Below are 20,564 nucleotides of genomic sequence, written 5' to 3' on the forward strand. Positions count from 1 at the left end.
TTTGACAGTTTCGGTTTTGCTCCCTCCCCCGCTGGGGGAGGGTTGGGGTGGGGGCACGACGGCGATCGAAAAAGCGCGGCACCTGCGCGACGGCCTGCCCCCATCCCGGCCTTCCCCCAGAGGGGGAAGGAGCAAGACAAACTCAGCGCGGGGCGTCGCCCTTGCGGTATTCGGCAGTCAGCTCGTCGAGCTTCTGCTTCAGCGCCGGATCAAGCTTGTATTCGGCGGCGGCCAGCGTCGCATCCAGCTGATCGGGCCGGCTCGCACCCAGCAGCGGCGCGGTGATCAGCGGATTCGCCATCACCCACGCCACGGCCAGCGTGGCCAGCGGCACGCCGGCCTCGTCCGCCAGCTTGTGCAGCCGCGTCACGGTGTTGAAGCTGCGCTCGTTCCAGTAGCGGTCCTGGTACACGCCGCCGGCGGTGCCGAGCGTGAAGCGGGTGTTCTCCTCCGGCTTCGCACCGGGCTTGTACTTGCCGGTCAGCAGCCCGCCGGCCAGCGGGTTGTAGGGAATCACGCCCAGGCCTTCTTCCGCGGCCAGCGGCAGCAGCTCGCGCTCGATCTCGCGAAACAGCAGGCTGTAGCGCGGCTGCACCGACACGTAGCGCGTGAGCTTGTGCAGCTCGGCCTTGCCCAGCGCGCGCGCCAGCCGGTAGGCCAGGAAGTTCGACACGCCGATGTAGCGCGCCCGCCCCGACTTCACGATCACGTCGAGCGCCTCCAGGCTCTCTTCGAGCGGCGTCTCGCGGTCGTCGCTGTGCAGCTGGTACAGGTCGACGTGGTCGGTCTGCAGCCGCTTGAGCGAAGCGTCGATGGCGTCCAGCAGGTGCTTGCGCGACGCGCCCTGGTCCCAGCTGTTCGGGCCGACCTTGCCGACCGCCTTGGTGGCGACGACGAAGCGGCGGCGGCCCGCGGGCCCCTGCTTCTGCAGCCAGCGGCCGATGATTTCCTCGGTGCGGCCGGTGGTCTCGACCGTGCCGCCGAGCGGGTACACGTCGGCAGTGTCGAGGAAGTTGATGCCGCCTTCGGCCGCCTTGTCGAGGATCTGGTGCGACACCGTCTCGTCGGTCTGCAGGCCGAAGGTCATGGTGCCGAGGGCGAGCCGCGACACGGTGAGGCCGGTGCGGCCGAGGCGGATGGTGGGAATGCTCATGGGGTCTCGCTCCGAGGAAAGAGAGGGATGAAGAATGGCGGCGGCCATCATAGGCACGGGCGCGCGATCCTGCAGGCGGCGGAGATTCAGGTGGTTTCGAGATGCACGCCGGGCGCGCCCCGGGCCACCGAGAAGCGGGCCATGGGCGCCACGGCCGACTCGGCGTTCTTCTCGTCCTCCACCGCGCGGAACTCGACTTCGCAGCCGCGTGCATCGAGCGTCACGAGCGCGTAGCCGCGCTTGTCGCCGCGGCCGTAGCGCAGGTGCTCGTTCTTCGCGAGCATGTTCGCCACGTTGGCGGCGCTCGGCCCTTCGGAGGTGATGGCGCCGCCGACGAATTCGGTCGCCACCGCCTGCCCTTGCGCCTCGCGCCGCAGGTCGGCGGCCCAGAAGGCATGCACGTCGCCGCTCGCGACCAGCGCGTTGCCGCCGCGCGCCTTGTGTGCGGCCAGCCCGTCGAGCAGGCGCGCGCGGGCGGCGACGTAGCCGTCACATCCGTCCATGCAGTATCCGTGCTCGGGGCCGCGCTTGCGATCGGCCTCGGCGAGCAGCGTGGGCTGCGCGAGCACGGTCCAGCGCGCGGGCGGCGCCGCGAGTTCGCGCGCGAGCCAGGCCTCCTGCGCCGCGCCGAAGAAGCTGCGTTCGGGCGCGAGCCGGTCGGGGCAGTCGGCCAGCGGCGACGCGCTGCGGCCCGCGAGGCAGGCGTGGCGCGAGCGGTACTGGCGTCCGTCGGTCAACAGCACGTCGAGCATGCGGCCGAAGCGATGGCGGCCGTAGATGGTGGCATCGGGCCCGCGCGGGCGCATGCTGGCGGGCACCGGCATGTGCTCGTACCAGGCCTGGTAGGCGGCCGCGCGGATCGCGAGGAACTGTGCGGGATCGACGGTGCGCGGCGATACGTCGTTCGCGTAGTCGTTGGCCACCTCGTGGTCGTCCCAGGTCACGAGCCAGGGAAAGGCGGCGTGCGCGGCCTGCAGGTGCGGATCGGTCTTGTAGAGCGCGTAGCGGTCGCGGAACCCGGCCAGCTGGGTCGGAATGCCGCCCTCGTGGCGCCGCACGTGGCGCGAGCCCCAGGAGCTTTCGTAGATGTAGTCGCCGAGATGCACGACGAAGTCCAGCGGCTGCGCGGCCATGTCGCGGTAGGCCGCGTAGAAGCCTTGCTCGTACTGCTGGCAGGAGGCGAAGGCGAAGCGCAGCGGTTGCGCGGACTCATCGCCTTCGGCAGGCGCGGTGCGCGTGCGGCCGATGGGGCTGCGCGCGCCGGCTGCGGTGAAGCGATACCAGTACGGGCGCCCCGGCAGCAGGCCCTGCACCTCGACATGCACAGAGTGGGCGAGCTCAGCTGCCGCAGTGGCCGAGCCCTTCGCCACGACGCGCCCGAAGCCCTCGTCGGCAGCGACTTCCCATCGCACTTCGACGGGCGCATCGCCCATGCTGCCGCCCTGCAGCGGATCGGGCGCCAGCCGCGTCCAGAGCACGAAGCCATCGGGGCGCGGCACGCCCGAGGCCACGCCCAGCGTGAACAGTTCGCGCGAGGCCTGCTGCGCATTCAGCCTCAGGAAGGGATGCGCCAGCGACGCGGCCGCCAGCCCGCCGCGCAACAGGCGACGGCGAGAAAGTTGCGCCACCTTCATTCCAGGCACGCGACGATGTCTACACAGATCATTCGCCGCACTGTCGTTCGCTTCGCTCGCAGCTGTCAACCGGTGCCGTCACGACCGGGACTGCGCCCCCACCACGGTGACGCGCGCCGTCATGTACGGATGCACAGAGCAGGCGTACTCGTACACACCCGGCTTGTCGAAGCTGCGCGCGAAGGCCTTGCCGGGCAGCAGCAGGTCGATGCCGCTCGAACCGTCCTTGAAGACCACGCCGTGCGGCGCGCCGTCGTCGTTCTGCCAGGTCAGCGTCTGGCCGACCTTGACGGTGATCTGCGCGGGCTCGAAGGCGAAGTTGCGGATGGCCACGTGCGCCGAACCCCCTGCATGCGCGCCTTCCGAAGCGCCCGTGCGCTGCACGGCGATCTTGCGCGGCGCATTGCCCACCGCCACCGTGTGCATCGGGCCGCCCGCGAGGTCAACCACGCTGACATCGTTCGAGCCCTCGTTGCTCACCCACAGCTTCTTTCCGTCCGCCGACAGGTCCAGCCAGTGCGGCTGCTTGCCCACGCCGATGCTGCGCACCGACGCACGCGTGGCGGGGTCGAACAGCAACACCTCGCCAGGCCCCTGCACCACCACCACGCCGCTCGCCATTGCGGCGAAGTGCTGCGCGATGTGCGGCGACACCCCCGTGGGAACCGGCGCGCCGCACTGGTTGGTGGCGGGGTCGAGCACCTGCACCGCGGCCACGCCGGCCAGCGTGAGATACAGCGCCTTGCCGTCGGCATCGAACTCCAGGTCGCGCGGCGGCTTGTCGAGTGGAATCTGCGTGACCACGGCCCGGGTCGCCATGTCGATCACGACCAGCGCGAAGTGGCCGGGCTCCTGCGACGCCACGTAGGCCTGCCGCCCGTCGGGCCGGATGGCGATGGTGTGCGGCTTGGGCACCGGCACCGTGGCGCTCACGCCGTGGGCCGAGGTGTCGACGAAAGCCACGCGGTCGTCGCCGTTGACGGCCACCAGCAGCCACTTGCCGTCCGCCGTCATGGCCAGGCCCTGCGGGCCCTTGCCGACGTCGATGCTGCGCGCGACGCGGTCGGTGGCCGCGTCGATCTCGCTCACGGCCGAGGCGCCGGAGCCGCTGACGAACACGCTGCGCCCGTCCGGCCCAATGACGATGCCGTCGGGCCCCGCCGCGACGGGCACGGTCGCGACGACGCGCTCGGTGCCTGTGTCGATCACGCTGACGGTGCTGTCCTTGAAGTTGCCGACGTAGGCCTTGGGCCCGGCCGCGAGCGCGGGTGCGGCCGAGGCCGCGAGGGCCGAGAGCAGGACGAGGATGCGTGCAAAACCGGGCGTGGCGATCATGGTGGAAAACCTCCTGATGAAGAGAGCGCGAACAAGCAGAATCCGTACAGGGCATGACGCATGACGTGCCCTGCTTATTCCAGGCAGGTCGTTGAAAAAAGATGGAATAAAGCGCCGGGCCGCCCCGTCATGCAGGAAGAAGGAGCCCCTTGAGCCTGTTGACGACCGATCGCACACGCCAGTTCGAAGCCGCCGCACTGCCGCACCTCGATGCGGCCTGGAACCTTGCGCGCTGGCTGCTGCGCGACGACCAGCTCGCCGACGACGCGGTGCAGGAGGCCTACCTGCGCGCGTTCCGCTTCTTCGAAAGCCTGCGCGGCGAGAGCGCGCGGCCGTGGCTGCTGGGCATCGTGCGCAATGCCTGCTACGACTGGATGCGGCAGAACCGGCAGTTGGCCGACCAGGTGGAGTTCGACGAGTTGCGCGACAGCGAGGCTGCCGACTTCCCCTCGCCTGCCGACGCGGGCGATCCGGCGCGGCAGTGGGAGCAGCGCACGCAGGGCGAGCGCGTCAACGCCGCCATCGACGCACTGCCCCCGGTGTACCGCGAGGTCGTGGTGCTGCGCGAGCTGGAAGAAATGCGCTACGAGGACATCGCGCGCATCGCAGGCGTGCCGCTGGGCACGGTGATGTCGCGGCTGTCGCGCGCGCGGGCGCTGCTGCGCGAGAGCCTGCGCGACGAACGCCCCGGCGGGCACGGGGATGAAGGAGGAAAGACACGCCATGTCAATGTCTGAGGACGAACTGGGCATGCTGATCCGGCGCCACGCCGCACGGCATGCGCCGCCCGGCGGACTCGCCGAACGGATCACGCGCGCGGTGCGGGCCGAAACCGTAGCCGCCCCCTCGTCGCGCGCGCGCGAAAGCCGCACCTGGTGGCACGGGCTGGCCTGGTTCGCCACCGGTGCCGCCACGGCCTGGGGCGTGGCGCTGGCGTTGCTCGTGACGCCCCTGCCCTCCGCTTCGGATGCGCTCGCCGAAGCCGTCACCGCCAACCACGTGCGTTCGCTGATGGCCTCGCACCTGGCCGACGTGGCCTCGTCCGACCAGCACACGGTCAAGCCGTGGTTCGCGGGCAAGCTCGACTTTTCGCCACCGGTGATCGACCTGGCCGCCGAAGGCTTTCCGTTGACGGGCGGGCGGCTCGACTATCTCGACGGGCGCACCGTGGCGGCGCTGGTGTACCGCTCGGGGCCGCATGTGATCAATGTGTTTGTCTGGCCGAGCCGGAAGGCGCAAGCAGAGGCGCCGGTGCCTTCCACGCGGCAGGGCTACCAGCTGGAGCGCTGGGCGCGGGGCGGCATGCAGCTTTGGGCGGTGTCGGACCTGAACGCAGCGGAACTGGCCCGCTTCGCGGCGCTGCTGCGCGAACGCAGCGCCCCCTGAAACGCCGGCCGAAGGCCGCTCCTCAGCAGGCGACCGTTTCCGGCCGGCGCGCAGCGGCGCGCGCGCTCGCAACCGCCCAGCCGAAGATGCCCATGCCGGCGAGCGCCAGCAGCGCGCCGACCCAGCCGGTCGAAGTCCAGCCCAGGCCCGCCGCAATGGCCACGCCGCCGAGCCATGCGCCGAGCGCGTTGGCCATGTTGAAGGCCGAGTGGTTGAGCGCGGCGGCAAGGGTCTGCGCATCGCCGGCCACGTCCATCAGACGGATCTGCAGCGCCGGGCCGATGGCCACCGTGGTGCCGATGAGGAACACGTTGATCGATGCCGCCACCACGTTGTGCGCCGCGAAGGTGAACACGGCGAGCACCAGCGCCGCATAGACCATCACGCCGCCGATGGTGCGCATCACCGATCTGTCGGCCAGCCGCGCGCCCACGAGGTTGCCCACCACCATGCCGAGGCCGAACAGCGCAAGCACGAAGGGCACGCCGCCGATGGACATGCCGGCCACCTCGATCAGCGTGGGCTTGATGTAGCTGAACACCGCAAACATGCCGCCGAAGCCGATGGCGGCGATGCCGAGCGTGAACCACACCTGCTTGCGCCTGAGCGCGCCGAGCTCGCGCCAGGGGCTGGCGCCCGCGGGCGGCGCAAGGTCGGGGATGTCGCGGCGAAGCAGCGCGATGGCCACCAGCGCGATGAGGCCGACGAACACGAAGGCCGCGCGCCAGCCGAAGTACTGGCCCAGCCACGCCGCGATGGGCACGCCGACCAGCGTGGCGCCAGTGAGCCCCAGCATGACGAGCCCCACGGCCCGCGCGCGGCGCCCCGGCGGCGCGAGCGTGGCGGCCACGAGCGCGGCCACGCCGAAGTAGGTGCCGTGCGGCAGGCCGGTGGCAAAGCGCAGCAGGTTCAGCAGCAGGTAGTTGGGGGCCGCGGCGCTGGCGAAATTGCCGGCCGCGAACACGGCCATGAGCGCGATCAGCAGCGCGCGGCGGCGCCAGCCGGCGGCGAGCACCGCGAGCACGGGGGCGCCGATGACCACGCCGAGCGCATAGGCGCTGATGACGTGGCCGGCCTGCGGGATGCTCACGTCGATGTCCTTCGCCACTTCGGGCAGCAGGCCCATGATGACGAACTCGCCGGTGCCGATGGCGAAGCCGCCGACGCCGAGCGCGAGCACGGCCCGCAGGAAGTTGACGCGCGGCGCAGGCGAAGAGGAAGAAGCGGAAATGTCGGTGTCCGCGCTGTCCAGCGCGGGTGGGGAGGCGTTCAAGGCCAGGCTCCTGGAGGTGCCCGGCGGCGACGGGCAGAAGCCGAATTTTAGGGTAAACCCTGAATTTGCACCGATACGGAGATGCCGAAGGCCCGGTACTCACAGGGCCCCGCCGGGTGCTCAGACGGTGTGAAGGAACCGTCGCGAGCGCCCCGAGCTTGCATCGAGAACCGGAACCGTACTCGCGTACGGTGAGAACCGCAGATGCAAGATCGGGAGGCGCAGCAGGTTCATTCAGACCTTCTCAGCGCACCGATGGTCCAGAAGGACAGCCAGAGTGTTCCAGCACAGGGCTCTCCCAACCTGGTGTCTGATCCCGTACCCGGATATCAGGCAGTGTGGACCTCAGTTCTTGGATGGTTTGGGCTCGCGGCTTTCTCGCAGCGCTTTGAGCCGTGGTTCTGCCTGATCTGGTGGAATCTGACCTTCTGCCTCTAGCCGCTTGAGTCGCCGCTCATCTGCCCGGTTCAGAGCGTCTTTGAGCCGTGCCATCTTGCGATGATTGCAGGGCTCGCAGTCGTAATAGCTTCCAGGATCAGTCGTGGGCTCAAGTTCCTCGCCCAACTCCGCAGTGCTGATTCTCCCCGTAGGCTCAATGCCAATAGCGAGCGTCTTTCCGTTCTTGAAGGTAATGAGTGCGCTGCCCTCGCATCCAGTTTCTTGCGCCTGCGGCCTGAGATACGACCTCTTTGAGACCCTGCGCATATGACGTAGCGCGTAAAGCACATCTTCGTCAGTCAAAACAACATCTTGACAGTCTAGAAAATCCTTGTTCTCCCACGCTGTTTTCCCCGACGGCTCGTCGATCTTGATCGACTTTACAAAGGTTGCCGGATAGCGTTTATCTGCCGCGTGAGCCGACAAGGCCATAGCGACGGTAACCAGCGTTACCGCAAAAATGTTGACCTTTCTCATGGCGTCGGGATGGGCAGGTTCCAATTTGCACCTTGCGCCTCTGTCGTATTTTTTCTGCTGGCCTCTGGATGTCGAAAGACCTCACTCGGTGCGATCTGCATGGAGTCCTCAAGCGCCCTGACAAGCCACGAGAGCGCTTGGTTCTGGGCGGCGTTCGGTGTGTCGTATACGCCGTACCTTCCTCTCAACTCGTCCGCGGAGAGTTTGTTGTTTCTTGGCGGTTGGAAACCTGCTGGCAGCCTGGCTCTGCCCACCATCTCAATACCAATGGCTTCCATGTTGCTTGGGTACCGGTCGCCAGTTGCCCTGCGCATCTCGACGCGATGCATTGGGTCCACCGCGTTCACTCCCGCAGGGTAATCTCGCGGAGAGCACTTCCCAGTGATCAGGCATCTCGCCTTCAACGGCCCGACATGGTTCGTACGCTGGTAGATCGCCGCTGTCTGGTAAATGGTCCCATCGGTGTCGATGAGAAAGTGCGCGCCATTGGCCTTTGGGCGTGTGTAGCTGTTCAATGAGGATGCCGAAGTATCCGCATCGGTCTGGTGCACGACGATGCCTGCGATCGTGCTGGCGCGTCTGCCGCGTTCGATGGCAGGGCTGCGAGCATTGCGGACTCTGGCGTGAATGATCATTCCGTCTGTATCAATTTGAACTGTCATGCGGCCTCCTGAAGAATTATTTATCGCCCGTTGGCGTGCGGTGCGCAGAACATGCCAAGTCAACTAACGATGGGGTTTGCTTCGACGCGCCCGTGTGATCTGGGCTCCGAGCACGGCGCCTGTGCTACGGAATTCGTGTTCGTTGACATGAGTTCTCTCCCTATTCGACCGCCCGAACGGGCGATCCCGCGGCATCTTATCGACTCGGGCATAGGCACCAGTCAACCAAAAGACTACGGTGATTGCGTCCCAGGCTATCTCCGGCGCGGATGAAGATTTGTACGCGGGGCGCGAGACGTTTCATCGCCGAGCGCAGCCAGCGCCCGTGGGCAGAGCGGCAATTTGTCACGCCCCGTGCCGCTTTTCTCCGCCTGACGAACTGCCGGACTCAGAGCAACCCCGCCGGCTCGGCCTCCCGATCCCAGTTGCAAATGATCAGTTCCTGCCGCTCCGCCCGGTTGGCCCCGCCGCCCACCGTGTAGTCGATGGCCATGCAAATCGGTGGCCGAGCAGATCAGCCGCCTGTCGCAGGCTTTCGAGCTGATGCCCGGCGACATCATCTAGTCGGGCAAGCCCGAGAACGTGAGTCCGGTGGTGCGCGGTGACCTAGTCGAGATCCACATCGACGGCCTGCCGAACCTCTCCGTGCGCATCGTCTGAAGGACGACGCGTGGCGTGTTCAGATCGCCACGAGCTGGCGCACGCCCTGCGCCTCCATGTCCTTGCCGAGGCCGCGCGCGATGACTTCGCCGCGCTCCATCACGAGGTAGTCGTCGGCCAATTCCTGGGCGAAGTCGTAGTACTGCTCGCACAGCACGATGGCCATGTCGCCGCGGTCGGCCAGCATGCGGATGACGCGGCCGATGTCCTTGATGATGCTCGGCTGGATGCCTTCGGTGGGCTCGTCGAGGATCAGGAGCCTGGGCTTGGGGGCCAGCGCGCGCGCGATGGCGAGCTGCTGCTGCTGGCCGCCGGAGAGGTCGCCGCCTCGTCTGTTGATCATCTGCTTGAGGACGGGGAACAGCTCGAACAGTTCCTGCGGGATGGGCGTGCTGCCGCTCTTGTAGGCGAGGCCCATGCGCAGGTTTTCTTCCACCGTGAGCCTGGCGAAGATTTCGCGGCCTTGAGGGACGAAGCCGATGCCGGCCCTGGCCCTGTCGTAGGGCGTGGCCTTTTGGATCGGCTTGCCTTCGAGTTCGATGCTGCCGCTCTTGATGGGGACGAGGCCCATCAGCGACTTGAGCAGCGTGGTCTTGCCTACGCCGTTGCGGCCGAGCAGCACGGTGACCTTGCCCAGCGTGGCCTCGAAGCTCACGTCGCGCAGGATGTGGGAGCCGCCGTAGTACTGGTGGATGTTCTTGACTGTGAGCATGGGTTCGGTTCCTCAGCGGCCGAGATAGACCTCGATCACGCGCTCGTCGGCCTGCACTTCGTCCAGCGTGCCCTGCGCAAGCACGGAGCCGTCGCACAGCACGGTGACGATTTCGGAGATCGTGCGGATGAAGCTCATGTCGTGCTCCACCACCATCAGCGAATGCTTGCCCTTGAGCGTGAGGAACAACTCCGCCGTGCGCGCCGTTTCCTCGTCGGTCATGCCGGCCACGGGCTCGTCGAGCAACAGCAGCTTCGGGTCCTGCATCAGCAGCATGCCGATTTCGAGCCACTGCTTCTGGCCGTGGCTCAGGTTCCCGGCCAGGCGCGACACGCTGTCGGCAAGGTGGATGGTCTGCAGCACTTCGGCCAGCCGGTCGCTCTGCGCCGAGTCGAGCCTGAACAGCATCGACGCGCGCACGCCCTTGTCGGTCTTCAGCGCGAGCTCGAGGTTCTCGAACACGGTCAGGTGCTCGAACACGGTGGGCTTTTGGAACTTGCGGCCGATGCCCAGCTGCGCGATGTCGGCTTCGCGGTGGCGCAGCAGGTCGATGGTGCTGCCGAAGAACACGGTGCCCGAGTCGGGCCGCGTCTTGCCGGTGATGATGTCCATCATCGTGGTCTTGCCCGCACCGTTGGGGCCGATGATGCAGCGCAGTTCGCCGGGCGCAATGTCGAGCGACAGCTTGTTGATGGCCTTGAAGCCGTCGAAGCTCACGCTCACGTCTTCGAGGTAGAGGATACGGCCGTGCGTGACGTCGACCTCGCCCGGCGTGACGTGGCGGCCGAAGTCGGCGGCGCGGCCACCCGATTCGGTGCTGCCGCTGTCGTACGGCAGGCCATGGGCCCGTGCGGCGCGCTCGGCGCCGGCTTCCATCAGGTCGGGAGTCATTGAGAAACCTCCGCGCTTCGCGCTGCGGTATTCGCCTGGGGAGCGGCCCGGCGGCTCATGCGCGTGCTCCCTTCGCATCGACGGGCAACGATGCAAGAGCATCGGGCTCGACGCCCTGCTCTGCCGCAACGGCGCGGCGTGCATCCTGCACGTGTTCTGGCTGCGCCTGCTTCTTCTCCCTCGACAACCACTTGCGCACCAGCCCCACGATGCCGTTCGGAAGGAACAGCGTGACAGCAATGAACAAGGCGCCCAGGAAGTACAGCCAGTACTCGGGGTACGCCACCGTGAGCCAGCTCTTCGCGCCGTTGACGATGAAGGCGCCGATGATCGGCCCGATCAACGTCGCGCGCCCGCCCACCGCGGCCCAGATCGCGATCTCGATGGAGTTGGCCGCGCTCATCTCGCCGGGGTTGATGATGCCGACCTGCGGCACGTACAGCGCGCCGGCCACGCCGCACATGATGGCGGAGATGACCCAGATCGTGAGCTTGTACGGCAGCGGGTTGTAGCCCGAGAACATCACGCGCGTCTCGGCGTCGCGAATGGCCTGCAGCACGCGGCCGAACTTGCTGCCGATGAGCCACTTCGCGAACAGGAAGAAGCCCAGCAGCGTGAGGCCGGTGAGCGCGAACAGCGTCATGCGCATTTCCTGCGTGGCGATCGGGATGTTCAGGATGCGCTTGAAATCGGTAAAGCCGTTGTTGCCGCCGAAGCCCGTCTCGTTGCGGAAGAACAGCAGCATCGCCGCGAAGGTCATGGCCTGCGTGATGATCGAGAAGTACACGCCCTTGATGCGCGAGCGGAAGGCGAAGAAGCCGAACACGAAGGAGATGAGGCCGGGCACCGCGACGATGAGCAGCAGCGTCAGCGGGAAGCTGCCGCTGAAGGTCCAGTGCCAGGGCAGCTCCTTCCAGTCGAGGAACACCATGAAGTCGGGCAGGTCGCTCTTGTAGTTGCCGTCGCGGCCGATCTGGCGCATGAGGTACATGCCCATCATGTAGCCGCCGAGCGCGAAGAACAGGCCATGGCCCAGCGAGAGGATGCCGGTGTAGCCCCAGATCAGGTCCATGGCCAGCGCGCAGATGGCGTAGCACATGATCTTGCCGACCAGCGCCACGGCGTAGTCGCTCATGTGCAGCGGGCTGTCCGCGGGCACCCACATGTTGAGCACCGGCGCGACCGCGCACACGACGATCAGCGCGACGAAGAAGGCCGTCCAGCCCTTTCCGCTCAGCAGCGGACCCTTGGTTGGCAACGTGACCTTGCTCATGCTTCCGCGCTCCGGCCCTTCATCGCGAAGATGCCCTGGGGCCGCTTCTGGATGAAGATGATGATGAAGACAAGCACCGCGATCTTCGCGAGCACCGCGCCAGCCCAGCCTTCGATGAACTTGTTGAGAATGCCCAGCCCCAGCGCCGCGTACACGGTGCCTGCGAGCTGGCCGACGCCGCCCATCACGACCACCATGAAGCTGTCGACGATGTAGCTCTGGCCGAGATCAGGGCCGACGTTGCCGATCTGGCTCAGCGCACAGCCCGCGAGGCCCGCGATGCCGGAGCCGAGCGCGAAAGCGTAGGTGTCGATGCGTGCCGTGTTCACGCCCATGCACGAGGCGATCGGACGGTTCTGCGTGACGCCGCGCACGAACAGGCCCAGCCGCGTCTTGCCGATGAGCCAGCCCATCGCGATCAATACCAGCGCCGCAAAAATAATGATGCAGATGCGGTTCCACGGCAGCGTCACGTTGCTCAGCATCGAAAAGCCGCCGCTCATCCAGCCGGGGTTTTCCACGCCGACGTTCTGCGCGCCGAACAGCGTGCGCACGAGCTGCTGCAGCATCAGGCTGATGCCCCAGGTAGCGAGCAGCGTCTCGAGCGGGCGGCCGTAGAGGAAGCGGATCACGCCGCGTTCGAGCACCGCGCCGACCAGCGCCGATGCGAGGAACGACACCGGGATCGCAGCGACGAGGTACAGCCCGAACATCGACTCGGGCAGGTACTTCTGGAAGATGCCCTGCATCACGTAGGTGGCGTAGGCGCCGATCATCATCAGCTCGCCGTGCGCCATGTTGATGACGCCCATCAGCCCGTAGGTGATGGCGAGGCCCAGCGCGGCGAGCAGCAGCACCGAGCCCAGGCTGATGCCGCTGAACACGGCGTTGATGCGGTCGCCCCAGACCAGCGAGCCGTCGATGCTGGCGATGGACGCGACGATGGCGGCCTTGACGTCCGCTTCGGTTTCGTCGGTCAGGCGCTGGTTGAGCAGCAGCTTGGTGTCGGGGTTGCGGTTGTTGCCCAGTTCCTTCGCGGCCACGAGGCGCTTGGCCTTGTCGGCGCTGGTGAGCATGCTGGCGGCGCGCACCAGTTCGAGTTGCGCCTTGATCTTCGGGTTGGTCTCGGCGGCCAGCGCCTTCTCGACCATCGGGATGCGCGATTCGTCGGGCTCCTTGAACAGGGCCTGTGCGGCTTCGGCGCGCACCGCGTCGTCCTTGCTCGTGAGCTTGAGCGCGGCCTGCGCGGCATCGAGCGCGCCGCGCATGAGGTTGTTGTTGACGACGTCTTCGGCGGTGTCGGGCACTTTCAGCTCGGCGCCGGTGACGGGGTCGAAGCCCTTGTCGTCCTTCATCAGGAAGACCTTGTCTTCGGTGTACTTGACTGCGTCGTCGGACATCGCCTGGATGAAGGCGGCGGTCTTCTCGTCGGCCGTGAGCACGGCCTTGTTGAGCGCGGCGATGCGGGCTTCGGATTCGCCGGAGGCGATGGCCTTTGCTTCGTCGGCGGTCAGCGCGTGAACAGGCGCCGCCGCCAGCAGCAGCAGCGCCGTCGCACAGAAGGAAATTGAGCGCAGTAATGAATGCACAGCGGTTCTCTCATTCGGGAACACCGAGGAACCGGCTTTGCCGGGCCTCAGGTGTTGCCCCCGGTAGGGGGAAGGCGAAGCGACACGAAGTGCGCGCAGCCTGGGGGCGAGCCCAGTTACATCGACTTGCCAGCAGGCTGATCCGGCTTCTTGTCGTTGCCTTCGATGTACGGGCTCCAAGGCTTCGCCTTCACCGGACCCGGCGTCTTCCACACCACGTTGAACTGACCATCGGCCTTGATCTCGCCGATGAACACGCTCTTGTGCAGGTGGTGGTTCTTCTCGTCCATCTTCGAGACGATGCCCGAGGGCGCCGTGAAGGTCTGGCCGGCCATGGCGGCGATCACCTTGTCGGTGTCGGTCGACTTGGCCTTCTCGACCGCCTGCTTCCACATGTGGATGCCGATCCAGGTGGCTTCCATCGGGTCGTTGGTGAGCGGCTTGTCCTTGTGGCCGGCGATGTTCTTGGCCTTGGCGTACTCGCTCCACTGCTTGATGAAAGCCGTGTTGGTCGGGTTCTTGATCGACATGAAGTAGTTCCATGCGGCCAGGTGGCCCACCAGCGGCTTGGTGTCCACGCCGCGCAGTTCTTCTTCACCCACCGAGAAGGCGACGACCGGCACGTCCTTGGCCTTCAGGCCGGCGTTGCCCAGTTCCTTGTAGAAGGGCACGTTGGAGTCGCCATTGATGGTCGAGACCACCGCCGTCTTGCCGCCGGCCGAGAACTTCTTGATGTCGGCAACGATGGTCTGGTAGTCGCTGTGGCCGAACGGCGTGTACTTCTCGTCGATGTCGGTGTCCTTCACGCCCTTGCTCTTCAGGTAGGCGCGCAAGATCTTGTTGGTGGTGCGGGGGTACACGTAGTCGGTGCCCAGCAGCACCCAGCGCTTGGCGCCGCCGCCTTCCTTGCTCATCAAGTAGTCGACGGCCGGAATGGCTTGCTGGTTGGGCGCGGCGCCCGTGTAGAACACGTTCTTCGAGAGTTCTTCACCCTCGTACTGCACGGGGTAGAACAGCAGGCCGTTCATTTCCTCGACCACTGGCAGCACCGATTTGCGCGACACCGAGGTCCAGCAGCCGAAGATCACCGAGACCTTGTCCTGGCCGAGCAGCTGCTTGGTCTTCTCGGCGAACAGGGGCCAGTTGGAAGCCGGATCGACCACCACGGGCTCGAGCTGCTTGCCCAGCACGCCGCCCTTCTTGTTGATGTCGTCGATGGCCATCAGAACGGTGTCCTTCAACACGGTTTCCGAGATAGCCATCGTGCCCGACAGCGAGTGCAGCACGCCGACCTTGATGGTGTCGGCGGCAAATGCGGGCGCAGCAGAAATGCTGGCCAGCGCGACGGCGGCGGTGAGCGCCTTGAGTGTGAAACGACGTTGCATGTGGACTCCTGCTCCGGGGTTGGTTGACCTTGGCGCCAGCGCTGTGCTGGCGTGGGAGGGAGTTTGCGGAATGCACCAGGACGGGGAAATACGCCGGGTGGCGTACACGGAGGTACTCAGGCGGACGGCGGCGGTGCCGGGTACTTCCGGGCGTTGACCAGCATCTTGCTTCTTGCCGCTTCCATCAGATCGATGCCGAGCTTGTCGGCGAGCTGGAGCAGGTAGAGGAAGACGTCGGCGATCTCCGTGCCGATCTCGGCGCGCTTGTCGGCCGGCAGCGAGCGGCTCTGCGCTTCGGTGAGCCACTGGAAATGTTCGAGCAGCTCGGCGGCTTCGACCGAGAGCGCCGACGCGAGGTTCTTGGGGGAGTGGAACTGCTCCCAGTTGCGGGCCTGGGCGAAGTCGCGCAAGGCTTGGGTGAGTGAGGTCAGATCGGATTCCATGGCACACCAGTCGTCGGGCGGCGAGTGTGGCACGGCTCCAGGGAAGAAACCCAATCTGGGCATGCAAATACCCAGATTGGGCAAGACGTCACAACCGGGGCGCCGAGGGCCGGGTGCCTCGCCAGTGGAACATCGCGACGAGAAGAGCCGACACCATCAGGTACACCAGCGCCACCCCGAATGCGCCCGAATACGCAGCGGTGTCCGCCGCATCTCCCAGCCTCCCATAGAACAGGATCCCGATCAACGCCACCCCCAGAGCGTTGCTCGCCTGCTGCACCATCGACAGCACGCCCGAGGCCACGCCCGCATGCTGCGGCGGCAGGCCGGCCAGCACGGTGGACACCAGCGGCGCCATCACCATGCCGAGGCCCGCGCCCTGCACCAGCAGCAGCGGGACCATCCAGGCGACCACGTGCGAATGGCCCGCCCATCCCGCCACGTTGACGAACTGCAGCGCATGCCCCGCCGCCAGCACGAGGGCGCCGAGCGCGATGGGCGGCTTGCCGCCGAAACGCCGTGCGAGGCGCGCACCGGCCATCGACGTCGCGAAGAAACCGACCGCGAGCGAAGTGAAGACCATGCCCGACGTCAACGGGCCCAGCGCCAGGCCCTGCTGCAGGTACAGCGCCAGCACGAAGTACAGCGAGGCGTTGCCCACGTAGAAGGCCAGCGTGGTGAGCAGGCCGGTGACGAAGCGGCCGTTGGCCAGCAGCGCCGGCGCCACCAGCGGCGCACCGCCGCGCACGGCGAGCCGGCGCTGCTGAAAAGCGAATGCGGCGAGCAACGGCAGCGCAGCCGCAAGGCACAGCCAGCTCCACAGCGGCCAGCCCTGCTCGCGGCCTTCCACCAGCGGCAGCACCACGGCCACCGAGCCCGCGGCCGCCAGCAGCATGCCGGCGAGGTCGAGCCTGCTGTTGCCGTGGTTCGCCAGCGGCGGAATGACGCGCGGCGCGAGCACCAATGCCAGCAACCCGATGGGCACGTTGATGAGGAAACAGCTGCGCCAGCCCAGCCCCGCCGGATCGGCGTGGATCAGCAGGCCGCCGACCAGTTGCCCGAGCGTGGCACCGAGCCCCAGCGTGAGCCCGTAGGCCGCGAAGGCGCGCGCCCGGCCTTCGCCGGTGTAGGCCAGGCCGATCATCGCCAGCACCTGCGGCTGCAGCAGCGCGCCGGCCAGGCCCTGCAGCACGCGCGCGGACACCAGCAGCTCGGCATTCGGCGCGAAGCCGCAGGCCGCGGAGGCCAGCGTGAACAGCAACAGGCCCAGCATGAACATGCGGCGCCGGCCGAACAGGTCGCCGAGCCGTCCGCCGGTGATCAGTCCCGCCGCGGTGGCCAGTCCGTAGCCCGCCACCACCAGTTGCAAGGTGCCGGCGCTTGCCAGCAGTTCGCGCTGCATCGACGGCAGCGCGACGTTGACGATGAAGAAGTCCAGCACCACCAGGAAGGTGCCGCTGAGCATGACCCACAGGCCGAGCCGGCCGGGCCCGGTCGCGCCTGCGCTCTGCTGGCCGCCCGATGGAGAAAGCGATGCTGCCGAGGCAGCGATGTTCGACTGAGTCATGGTGGTAACCAGTGTTGGGAGAAAGGGGCGCGACGACAATGACCTGCGAGGTCATGGCCGATGCGCCGGCCGCTCAGACGGAAGGCGTCGGCAGGATGAATTGGTAGTCGACGGCGATGCGGCCGTCCCCGGCCAGCACCAGGAACTCCAGCCCCAGCGCTGCCACGGGACCACCGGCAGTCGGGACCATGTGCCAATGGAACATCACCGCGTCGCGCAGGAACTGGGCATCGCCCGCGCGGACGAAGCGAAAGCCCGCATCGCGCACGTTCTTCTCGTGCGAGCCGGTGACGCGCTGGTGCAGCGCCTCGTAGCCTTTGGCCTGCTGCGTGCGCACGTAGTGCTCGCCCTCGGGCACCCAGAGGCCGGCGATTGCAGTGCGGCGTACGGTGGCGTCGGGCTCGTTCCAGGCGGCGACGTAGCGCTCGGCGAGTTCTTCGGCGGATTCATTGCTTTCATTCATGGTCTGCTCCGGTGTTCTGCAAGAGTGAAGCCGCAGTTTCGGCCTCGACAGTTGGACAGTGAATGCCTGAAAATCCGCCCTTCTTGTCCATTCGTCCAACACCACAGGAGCCGCCCATGGACCCGCTCGACGATGTCTTTGCCGCGATGCGCGTGCGAAGCGCCTTGTATGCCCGCCTCGAGGCCGGTGCGCCGTGGGGCCTGAGCCTGGCCGGCGGCGAGAGCGCGCGCTTCGGGCTCGTGGTGCGCGGCGGCTGCCTGCTCGAGGTCGAGGGCGTGGCGCAGCCGGTGGCGCTGGCGGCGGGCGACTGCTATGTGCTGGCGCACGGCACGCCCTACATCCTGCGCGACCATCCGAACACGCCCACGGTGAGCTGCACCTCCGTCGTGCGCGACCGTATCGGCGGGCTGGTGGAACTGGGCGGCACGGGCACCGCCGCTTCGGTGATCTGCGGCTGGTTTCATTTCGACCAGCGCGCAGCGCAGCCGCTGCTGGCGCTGTTGCCGGTGCTGCTGCACGTGAAGATGGAGCAGGCACGCGCCCTGGCGCTGCAGGGCACGCTGCAGCTGCTGGCGATGGAAACAGGCGAGCCGGGTCTCGGCTCCAGCCTGCTCGTGAGCCGGCTGGCCGACATCGTGTTCGTGCAGGCGGTGCGCGCGCACGTCGCGGCCAATGGCGAATCGCAGACGGGCTGGCTGGCCGCGCTGGCCGACGCGCGCATCGGCCCGGCCCTGCGCGCGATGCACAAGGACATCGCACGCGGCTGGACGGTGGAGGCGCTGGCCGGCGCTGCGAGCCTGTCGCGCTCCGCCTTCGCGCAGCGCTTTCGCGAGCGCGTGGGGCAGTCGCCGCTGGAGTACCTCACGCAATGGCGCATGTTCAAGGCCGGCAACATGCTCGGCCAGGGCGATGCCGCGGTGGGTGCGATCGCAAGCGCGGTGGGCTACGAATCGGAGGCCGCGTTCAGCAAGGCCTTCAAGCGCGAGAAGGGCATTGCGCCCGGTGCGTGGCGGGCCGCCGCGCGCGAAGGCGCCACGGCGTAGCGCCTTCCTTTCTTCAGGCCTTCACTACGGCACTGCGGCCTTGAACTGCGCCGCCGCGAAGGCCCAGGCCATGCGCGTGGCATCGGGCCCCTCGGGGTCGCTGAACAGCAGCTTCGGCGCGCCACCGCTCCACGAATGGCCCAGCCCCGCGATCTCGCACAGCGTGACGAGCGCGCGGCCCTTGCGCCTGAAGTCGGTCACGCGCATCGCGCGGCGCTTACCGCGCTGCATGTCGCGCGGCAGTCCGGGCCGCGCGCCCACGGCCGTGGCCCACACCGCGGCGCTGCTGACGGCATTGCTCGGCGCGACCACTGCGTCGGCATCGCCGTGCAGCACCAGCATCGGCGGCAAGGTGGTGAAGACAGCCGCGGCGCCCATCGCCTTGCCGACCGCCGTGGCGGGCATCGGCGGCACGTTCTGTCCGCGCATGGCGCCGAGGGCGGTGGCCGACGACTTCGCTGCGCCGGGCGCCACACCCGAATGCATGACGACGGCGCGGAAGCGGTTCGGATAGCGCGTCGCAAGCAGGGCCGCCATGCTCGCGCCGGCCGAGAGACCGGCAAGCGCCACGCGGTCGCGGTCCACGGGATACAGCATGCAGGCCTGGTCGATGGCGGCCATCAGCGTCGCGGCTTCGGCGTCGGCCTTGCCGGAGCGGCGCTCGTACCAGTTCCAGCAGCCCTGCGGATGGGCGATGCGGTCCTGCTCGGGGTAGAGCACCAGGAAGCGCTGGCGCACGGCCAGCGCGTTCATGCGCGTGCTCGCGGCAAAGTCGCGCCCGGTCTGGCCACAGCCGTGCAGCATGACCATGAGCGGCAGTTTCTCACCGGGCTGCAGTTGCAGGTCGGCCGGACGGAACAGGTGATAGCCGCGCGCGCCGCCCGGCCCCATCGCCATGCCGCTGAGCCAGTCGCCACGGCCCGGCGGCGGCTTGAGCCGCTTGGCGGTGGCGCGCTGCACCTGCCCCGCCACGCGCTTGCTGTTGCTCAGCGTGATCTTGGTGAGTGCCTTGAGGTTGCGCTCGTAGGCACGGGCGAAGACGGAAGCGGTGGAACGACGGGCCATGGCGCGCAGTGTGAAGGCAAAGCGCCGGGCGGCCAAACGGCGGCCCTCCCGCCATCCGGAGCCTCAGTAGATCTCCGGCACGATCATGTTGGCCGGCACGGGCTGGCGCAGGTAGTCCGCATGGCGCACGCGCTCCGGCAGCTCCACCGGCGGATGCGGCACCTCGTTGTAGGGCAGCTGGCCCAGCAGGTGGCTGATGCAGTTCAGCCGCGCCTTCTTCTTGTCGACCGCCTGCACCACCCACCACGGCGCCTCGGGGATGTGGGTGCGCTCGAGCATGATTTCCTTCGCCTTGGTGTATTCCTCCCAGCGGCGGCGGCTTTCGAGGTCCATCGGGCTCAGCTTCCACTGCTTGAGCGGATCGTGGATGCGGCCGAGAAAGCGCATGTGCTGCTCGTCGTCGGTGATGGAGAACCAGTACTTGATGAGCTTGATGCCCGAGCGCACCAGCATCTTCTCGAACTCGGGCACGGTGCGGAAGAACTCCTCGTACTCGTCGTCCGTGCAGAAGCCCATCACGCGCTCGACGCCGGCGCGGTTGTACCAGCTGCGGTCGAACAGCACCATCTCGCCCGCGGCAGGCAGGTGCGCGGCGTAGCGCTGGAAGTACCACTGCGTGCGTTCGCGGTCGTTGGGCGCGGGCAATGCGGCGACACGGGCCACGCGCGGATTCAGGCGCTGCGTGATGCGCTTGATGACGCCGCCCTTGCCCGCCGCATCGCGGCCTTCGAACAGGATGACGACTTTCTGCTTGCTGTGCTGCACCCAGTCCTGCAGCTTGACCAGTTCGCCCTGCAGGCGGAACAGCTCCTTGAAGTAGGCCTGGCGGGCGGCTTTGTCGGCGGACGCGGTGGCTGACGGATCGAGGCCGTCGATGTTGCGGTCCTCGATCTCCAGTTCGAGCTCTTCGTCGTAGCTGTCGATCAGGTCGCGGGCGATGCGTTGCATCAGGTCTTCGTGGTCGGGAAGTGCGCTCGTCAGCATGGTGGGCAAGAAGAAAGTGAAAGGGTCGGAAAAAGCATGCTGCTCGCCCCATATGACGGCTGCGTGACGGTTCGAGGCCGACTGACACGCCGTTGTCACACGGCGCGAACACCATCTGGAGCCATTCCAAC

General features: G+C 67.3%; 20 protein-coding genes and 1 pseudogene. 4 read left to right on the forward strand and 17 right to left on the reverse strand.

Annotation, left to right across the window (positions count from 1 at the left end; all coding sequences use genetic code 11):
• Positions 1-142 precede the first annotated feature (142 nt).
• From ACEOAB_RS21110 to ACEOAB_RS21120, 3 genes are all read right to left on the reverse strand, one after another.
• Complete coding sequence (locus ACEOAB_RS21110) at positions 143-1,153, reverse strand: aldo/keto reductase (protein WP_413751386.1); 1,011 nt, start codon at positions 1,151-1,153, stop codon at positions 143-145.
• Between the two features lie 86 nt (positions 1,154-1,239).
• Positions 1,240-2,787, reverse strand: coding sequence for an alkaline phosphatase D family protein (locus tag ACEOAB_RS21115; RefSeq protein WP_495653847.1), 1,548 nt, complete (start codon positions 2,785-2,787; stop codon positions 1,240-1,242).
• Positions 2,788-2,865: 78 nt separating this feature from the next.
• A complete protein-coding gene (locus ACEOAB_RS21120; protein ID WP_495653098.1) occupies positions 2,866-4,122 on the reverse strand; it encodes a YVTN family beta-propeller repeat protein in 1,257 nt (418 codons plus the stop codon).
• A gap of 149 nt (positions 4,123-4,271) precedes the next feature.
• Between ACEOAB_RS21120 and ACEOAB_RS21125 the strand changes: the two genes are divergently transcribed.
• Positions 4,272-4,859 carry a sigma-70 family RNA polymerase sigma factor gene (locus ACEOAB_RS21125; protein ID WP_413751022.1) on the forward strand — a complete coding sequence of 196 codons (588 nt, stop codon included), beginning with the start codon at positions 4,272-4,274 and terminating at the stop codon, positions 4,857-4,859.
• On the forward strand, positions 4,846-5,508 hold the full coding sequence (locus ACEOAB_RS21130) for an anti-sigma factor family protein (RefSeq protein ID WP_495653099.1): 663 nt from the start codon (positions 4,846-4,848) through the stop codon (positions 5,506-5,508). Before ACEOAB_RS21125 ends, ACEOAB_RS21130 begins: the two co-directional genes overlap by 14 nt.
• A 22-nt stretch (positions 5,509-5,530) precedes the next feature.
• On the opposite strand, the gene ACEOAB_RS21135 is transcribed toward ACEOAB_RS21130, so the two are convergent.
• The 4 genes from ACEOAB_RS21135 to ACEOAB_RS21150 form a co-directional block, all read right to left on the reverse strand.
• Positions 5,531-6,781 (reverse strand): MFS transporter, encoded by a 1,251-nt coding sequence (locus tag ACEOAB_RS21135; protein WP_495653100.1) that lies wholly within the window; start codon positions 6,779-6,781, stop codon positions 5,531-5,533.
• Positions 6,782-7,126: 345 nt separating this feature from the next.
• Positions 7,127-7,696, reverse strand: a complete 570-nt coding sequence (locus ACEOAB_RS21140; protein WP_413750325.1) for a hypothetical protein — start codon at positions 7,694-7,696, stop codon at positions 7,127-7,129.
• Positions 7,693-8,358, reverse strand: a complete 666-nt coding sequence (locus ACEOAB_RS21145) for a peptidoglycan recognition protein family protein (protein WP_413750326.1) — start codon at positions 8,356-8,358, stop codon at positions 7,693-7,695. Before ACEOAB_RS21145 ends, ACEOAB_RS21140 begins: the two co-directional genes overlap by 4 nt.
• A 388-nt stretch (positions 8,359-8,746) precedes the next feature.
• Positions 8,747-8,851, reverse strand: a complete 105-nt coding sequence (locus tag ACEOAB_RS21150) for a DNA adenine methylase (protein ID WP_413750327.1) — start codon at positions 8,849-8,851, stop codon at positions 8,747-8,749.
• 5 nt (positions 8,852-8,856) lie between these two features.
• On the opposite strand from ACEOAB_RS21150, the pseudogene ACEOAB_RS21155 reads away from it, so the two are divergent.
• Positions 8,857-9,018, forward strand: a pseudogene (locus ACEOAB_RS21155) (fumarylacetoacetate hydrolase family protein); the annotation flags it as partial.
• A 19-nt stretch (positions 9,019-9,037) separates the two neighbouring features.
• Here the strand turns inward: ACEOAB_RS21155 and urtE are convergent.
• From urtE to ACEOAB_RS21195, 8 genes are all read right to left on the reverse strand, one after another.
• Positions 9,038-9,730 carry an urea ABC transporter ATP-binding subunit UrtE gene (gene urtE, locus ACEOAB_RS21160; protein WP_007837230.1) on the reverse strand — a complete coding sequence of 231 codons (693 nt, stop codon included), beginning with the start codon at positions 9,728-9,730 and terminating at the stop codon, positions 9,038-9,040.
• A 12-nt stretch (positions 9,731-9,742) separates the two neighbouring features.
• Positions 9,743-10,621 carry an urea ABC transporter ATP-binding protein UrtD gene (gene urtD, locus ACEOAB_RS21165; protein WP_056593612.1) on the reverse strand — a complete coding sequence of 293 codons (879 nt, stop codon included), beginning with the start codon at positions 10,619-10,621 and terminating at the stop codon, positions 9,743-9,745.
• Between the two features lie 55 nt (positions 10,622-10,676).
• The gene (urtC, locus tag ACEOAB_RS21170) at positions 10,677-11,894 is read right to left on the reverse strand and encodes an urea ABC transporter permease subunit UrtC (protein ID WP_413750328.1); all 1,218 of its coding nucleotides are present in this window, start codon (positions 11,892-11,894) and stop codon (positions 10,677-10,679) included.
• Positions 11,891-13,438 carry an urea ABC transporter permease subunit UrtB gene (urtB, locus tag ACEOAB_RS21175; protein WP_413750332.1) on the reverse strand — a complete coding sequence of 516 codons (1,548 nt, stop codon included), beginning with the start codon at positions 13,436-13,438 and terminating at the stop codon, positions 11,891-11,893. The genes urtC and urtB overlap by 4 nt, the downstream gene beginning before the upstream one ends.
• Positions 13,439-13,599: 161 nt before the next feature.
• A complete protein-coding gene (gene urtA / locus ACEOAB_RS21180) occupies positions 13,600-14,868 on the reverse strand; it encodes an urea ABC transporter substrate-binding protein (RefSeq protein ID WP_413750329.1) in 1,269 nt (422 codons plus the stop codon).
• Positions 14,869-14,984: 116 nt separating this feature from the next.
• Complete coding sequence (locus tag ACEOAB_RS21185) at positions 14,985-15,311, reverse strand: nucleotide pyrophosphohydrolase (RefSeq protein WP_413750330.1); 327 nt, start codon at positions 15,309-15,311, stop codon at positions 14,985-14,987.
• A gap of 88 nt (positions 15,312-15,399) precedes the next feature.
• The gene (locus tag ACEOAB_RS21190) at positions 15,400-16,878 is read right to left on the reverse strand and encodes an MFS transporter (protein WP_495653101.1); all 1,479 of its coding nucleotides are present in this window, start codon (positions 16,876-16,878) and stop codon (positions 15,400-15,402) included.
• Positions 16,879-16,951: 73 nt separating this feature from the next.
• Complete coding sequence (locus tag ACEOAB_RS21195; RefSeq protein ID WP_413750739.1) at positions 16,952-17,341, reverse strand: nuclear transport factor 2 family protein; 390 nt, start codon at positions 17,339-17,341, stop codon at positions 16,952-16,954.
• A gap of 116 nt (positions 17,342-17,457) precedes the next feature.
• On the opposite strand from ACEOAB_RS21195, the gene ACEOAB_RS21200 reads away from it, so the two are divergent.
• Positions 17,458-18,384 (forward strand): AraC family transcriptional regulator, encoded by a 927-nt coding sequence (locus ACEOAB_RS21200; RefSeq protein WP_056593628.1) that lies wholly within the window; start codon positions 17,458-17,460, stop codon positions 18,382-18,384.
• Positions 18,385-18,408: 24 nt separating this feature from the next.
• Here the strand turns inward: ACEOAB_RS21200 and ACEOAB_RS21205 are convergent, their stop codons facing one another.
• Complete coding sequence (locus ACEOAB_RS21205) at positions 18,409-19,449, reverse strand: extracellular catalytic domain type 1 short-chain-length polyhydroxyalkanoate depolymerase (RefSeq protein WP_413750738.1); 1,041 nt, start codon at positions 19,447-19,449, stop codon at positions 18,409-18,411.
• A gap of 63 nt (positions 19,450-19,512) precedes the next feature.
• Positions 19,513-20,433, reverse strand: a complete 921-nt coding sequence (gene ppk2, locus ACEOAB_RS21210; RefSeq protein ID WP_413750737.1) for a polyphosphate kinase 2 — start codon at positions 20,431-20,433, stop codon at positions 19,513-19,515.
• Positions 20,434-20,564 lie beyond the last annotated feature (131 nt).

The organism is Variovorax sp. Varisp53, assembly GCF_059491555.1.

Coding starts and splice junctions, on each gene's coding strand:
- ACEOAB_RS21110 (WP_413751386.1), bottom strand. CDS start 1,153: ATGAGCATTCCCACCATCCGCCTCGGCCGCACCGGCCTCACCGTGTCG.
- ACEOAB_RS21115 (WP_495653847.1), bottom strand. CDS start 2,787: ATGAAGGTGGCGCAACTTTCTCGCCGTCGCCTGTTGCGCGGCGGGCTG.
- ACEOAB_RS21120 (WP_495653098.1), bottom strand. CDS start 4,122: ATGATCGCCACGCCCGGTTTTGCACGCATCCTCGTCCTGCTCTCGGCC.
- ACEOAB_RS21130 (WP_495653099.1), top strand. CDS start 4,846: ATGTCAATGTCTGAGGACGAACTGGGCATGCTGATCCGGCGCCACGCC.
- ACEOAB_RS21140 (WP_413750325.1), bottom strand. CDS start 7,696: ATGAGAAAGGTCAACATTTTTGCGGTAACGCTGGTTACCGTCGCTATG.
- ACEOAB_RS21145 (WP_413750326.1), bottom strand. CDS start 8,358: ATGACAGTTCAAATTGATACAGACGGAATGATCATTCACGCCAGAGTC.
- ACEOAB_RS21150 (WP_413750327.1), bottom strand. CDS start 8,851: ATGGCCATCGACTACACGGTGGGCGGCGGGGCCAACCGGGCGGAGCGG.
- urtE (WP_007837230.1), bottom strand. CDS start 9,730: ATGCTCACAGTCAAGAACATCCACCAGTACTACGGCGGCTCCCACATC.
- urtD (WP_056593612.1), bottom strand. CDS start 10,621: ATGACTCCCGACCTGATGGAAGCCGGCGCCGAGCGCGCCGCACGGGCC.
- urtC (WP_413750328.1), bottom strand. CDS start 11,894: ATGAGCAAGGTCACGTTGCCAACCAAGGGTCCGCTGCTGAGCGGAAAG.
- urtA (WP_413750329.1), bottom strand. CDS start 14,868: ATGCAACGTCGTTTCACACTCAAGGCGCTCACCGCCGCCGTCGCGCTG.
- ACEOAB_RS21185 (WP_413750330.1), bottom strand. CDS start 15,311: ATGGAATCCGATCTGACCTCACTCACCCAAGCCTTGCGCGACTTCGCC.
- ACEOAB_RS21190 (WP_495653101.1), bottom strand. CDS start 16,878: ATGACTCAGTCGAACATCGCTGCCTCGGCAGCATCGCTTTCTCCATCG.
- ACEOAB_RS21195 (WP_413750739.1), bottom strand. CDS start 17,341: ATGAATGAAAGCAATGAATCCGCCGAAGAACTCGCCGAGCGCTACGTC.
- ACEOAB_RS21200 (WP_056593628.1), top strand. CDS start 17,458: ATGGACCCGCTCGACGATGTCTTTGCCGCGATGCGCGTGCGAAGCGCC.
- ACEOAB_RS21205 (WP_413750738.1), bottom strand. CDS start 19,449: ATGGCCCGTCGTTCCACCGCTTCCGTCTTCGCCCGTGCCTACGAGCGC.
- ppk2 (WP_413750737.1), bottom strand. CDS start 20,433: ATGCTGACGAGCGCACTTCCCGACCACGAAGACCTGATGCAACGCATC.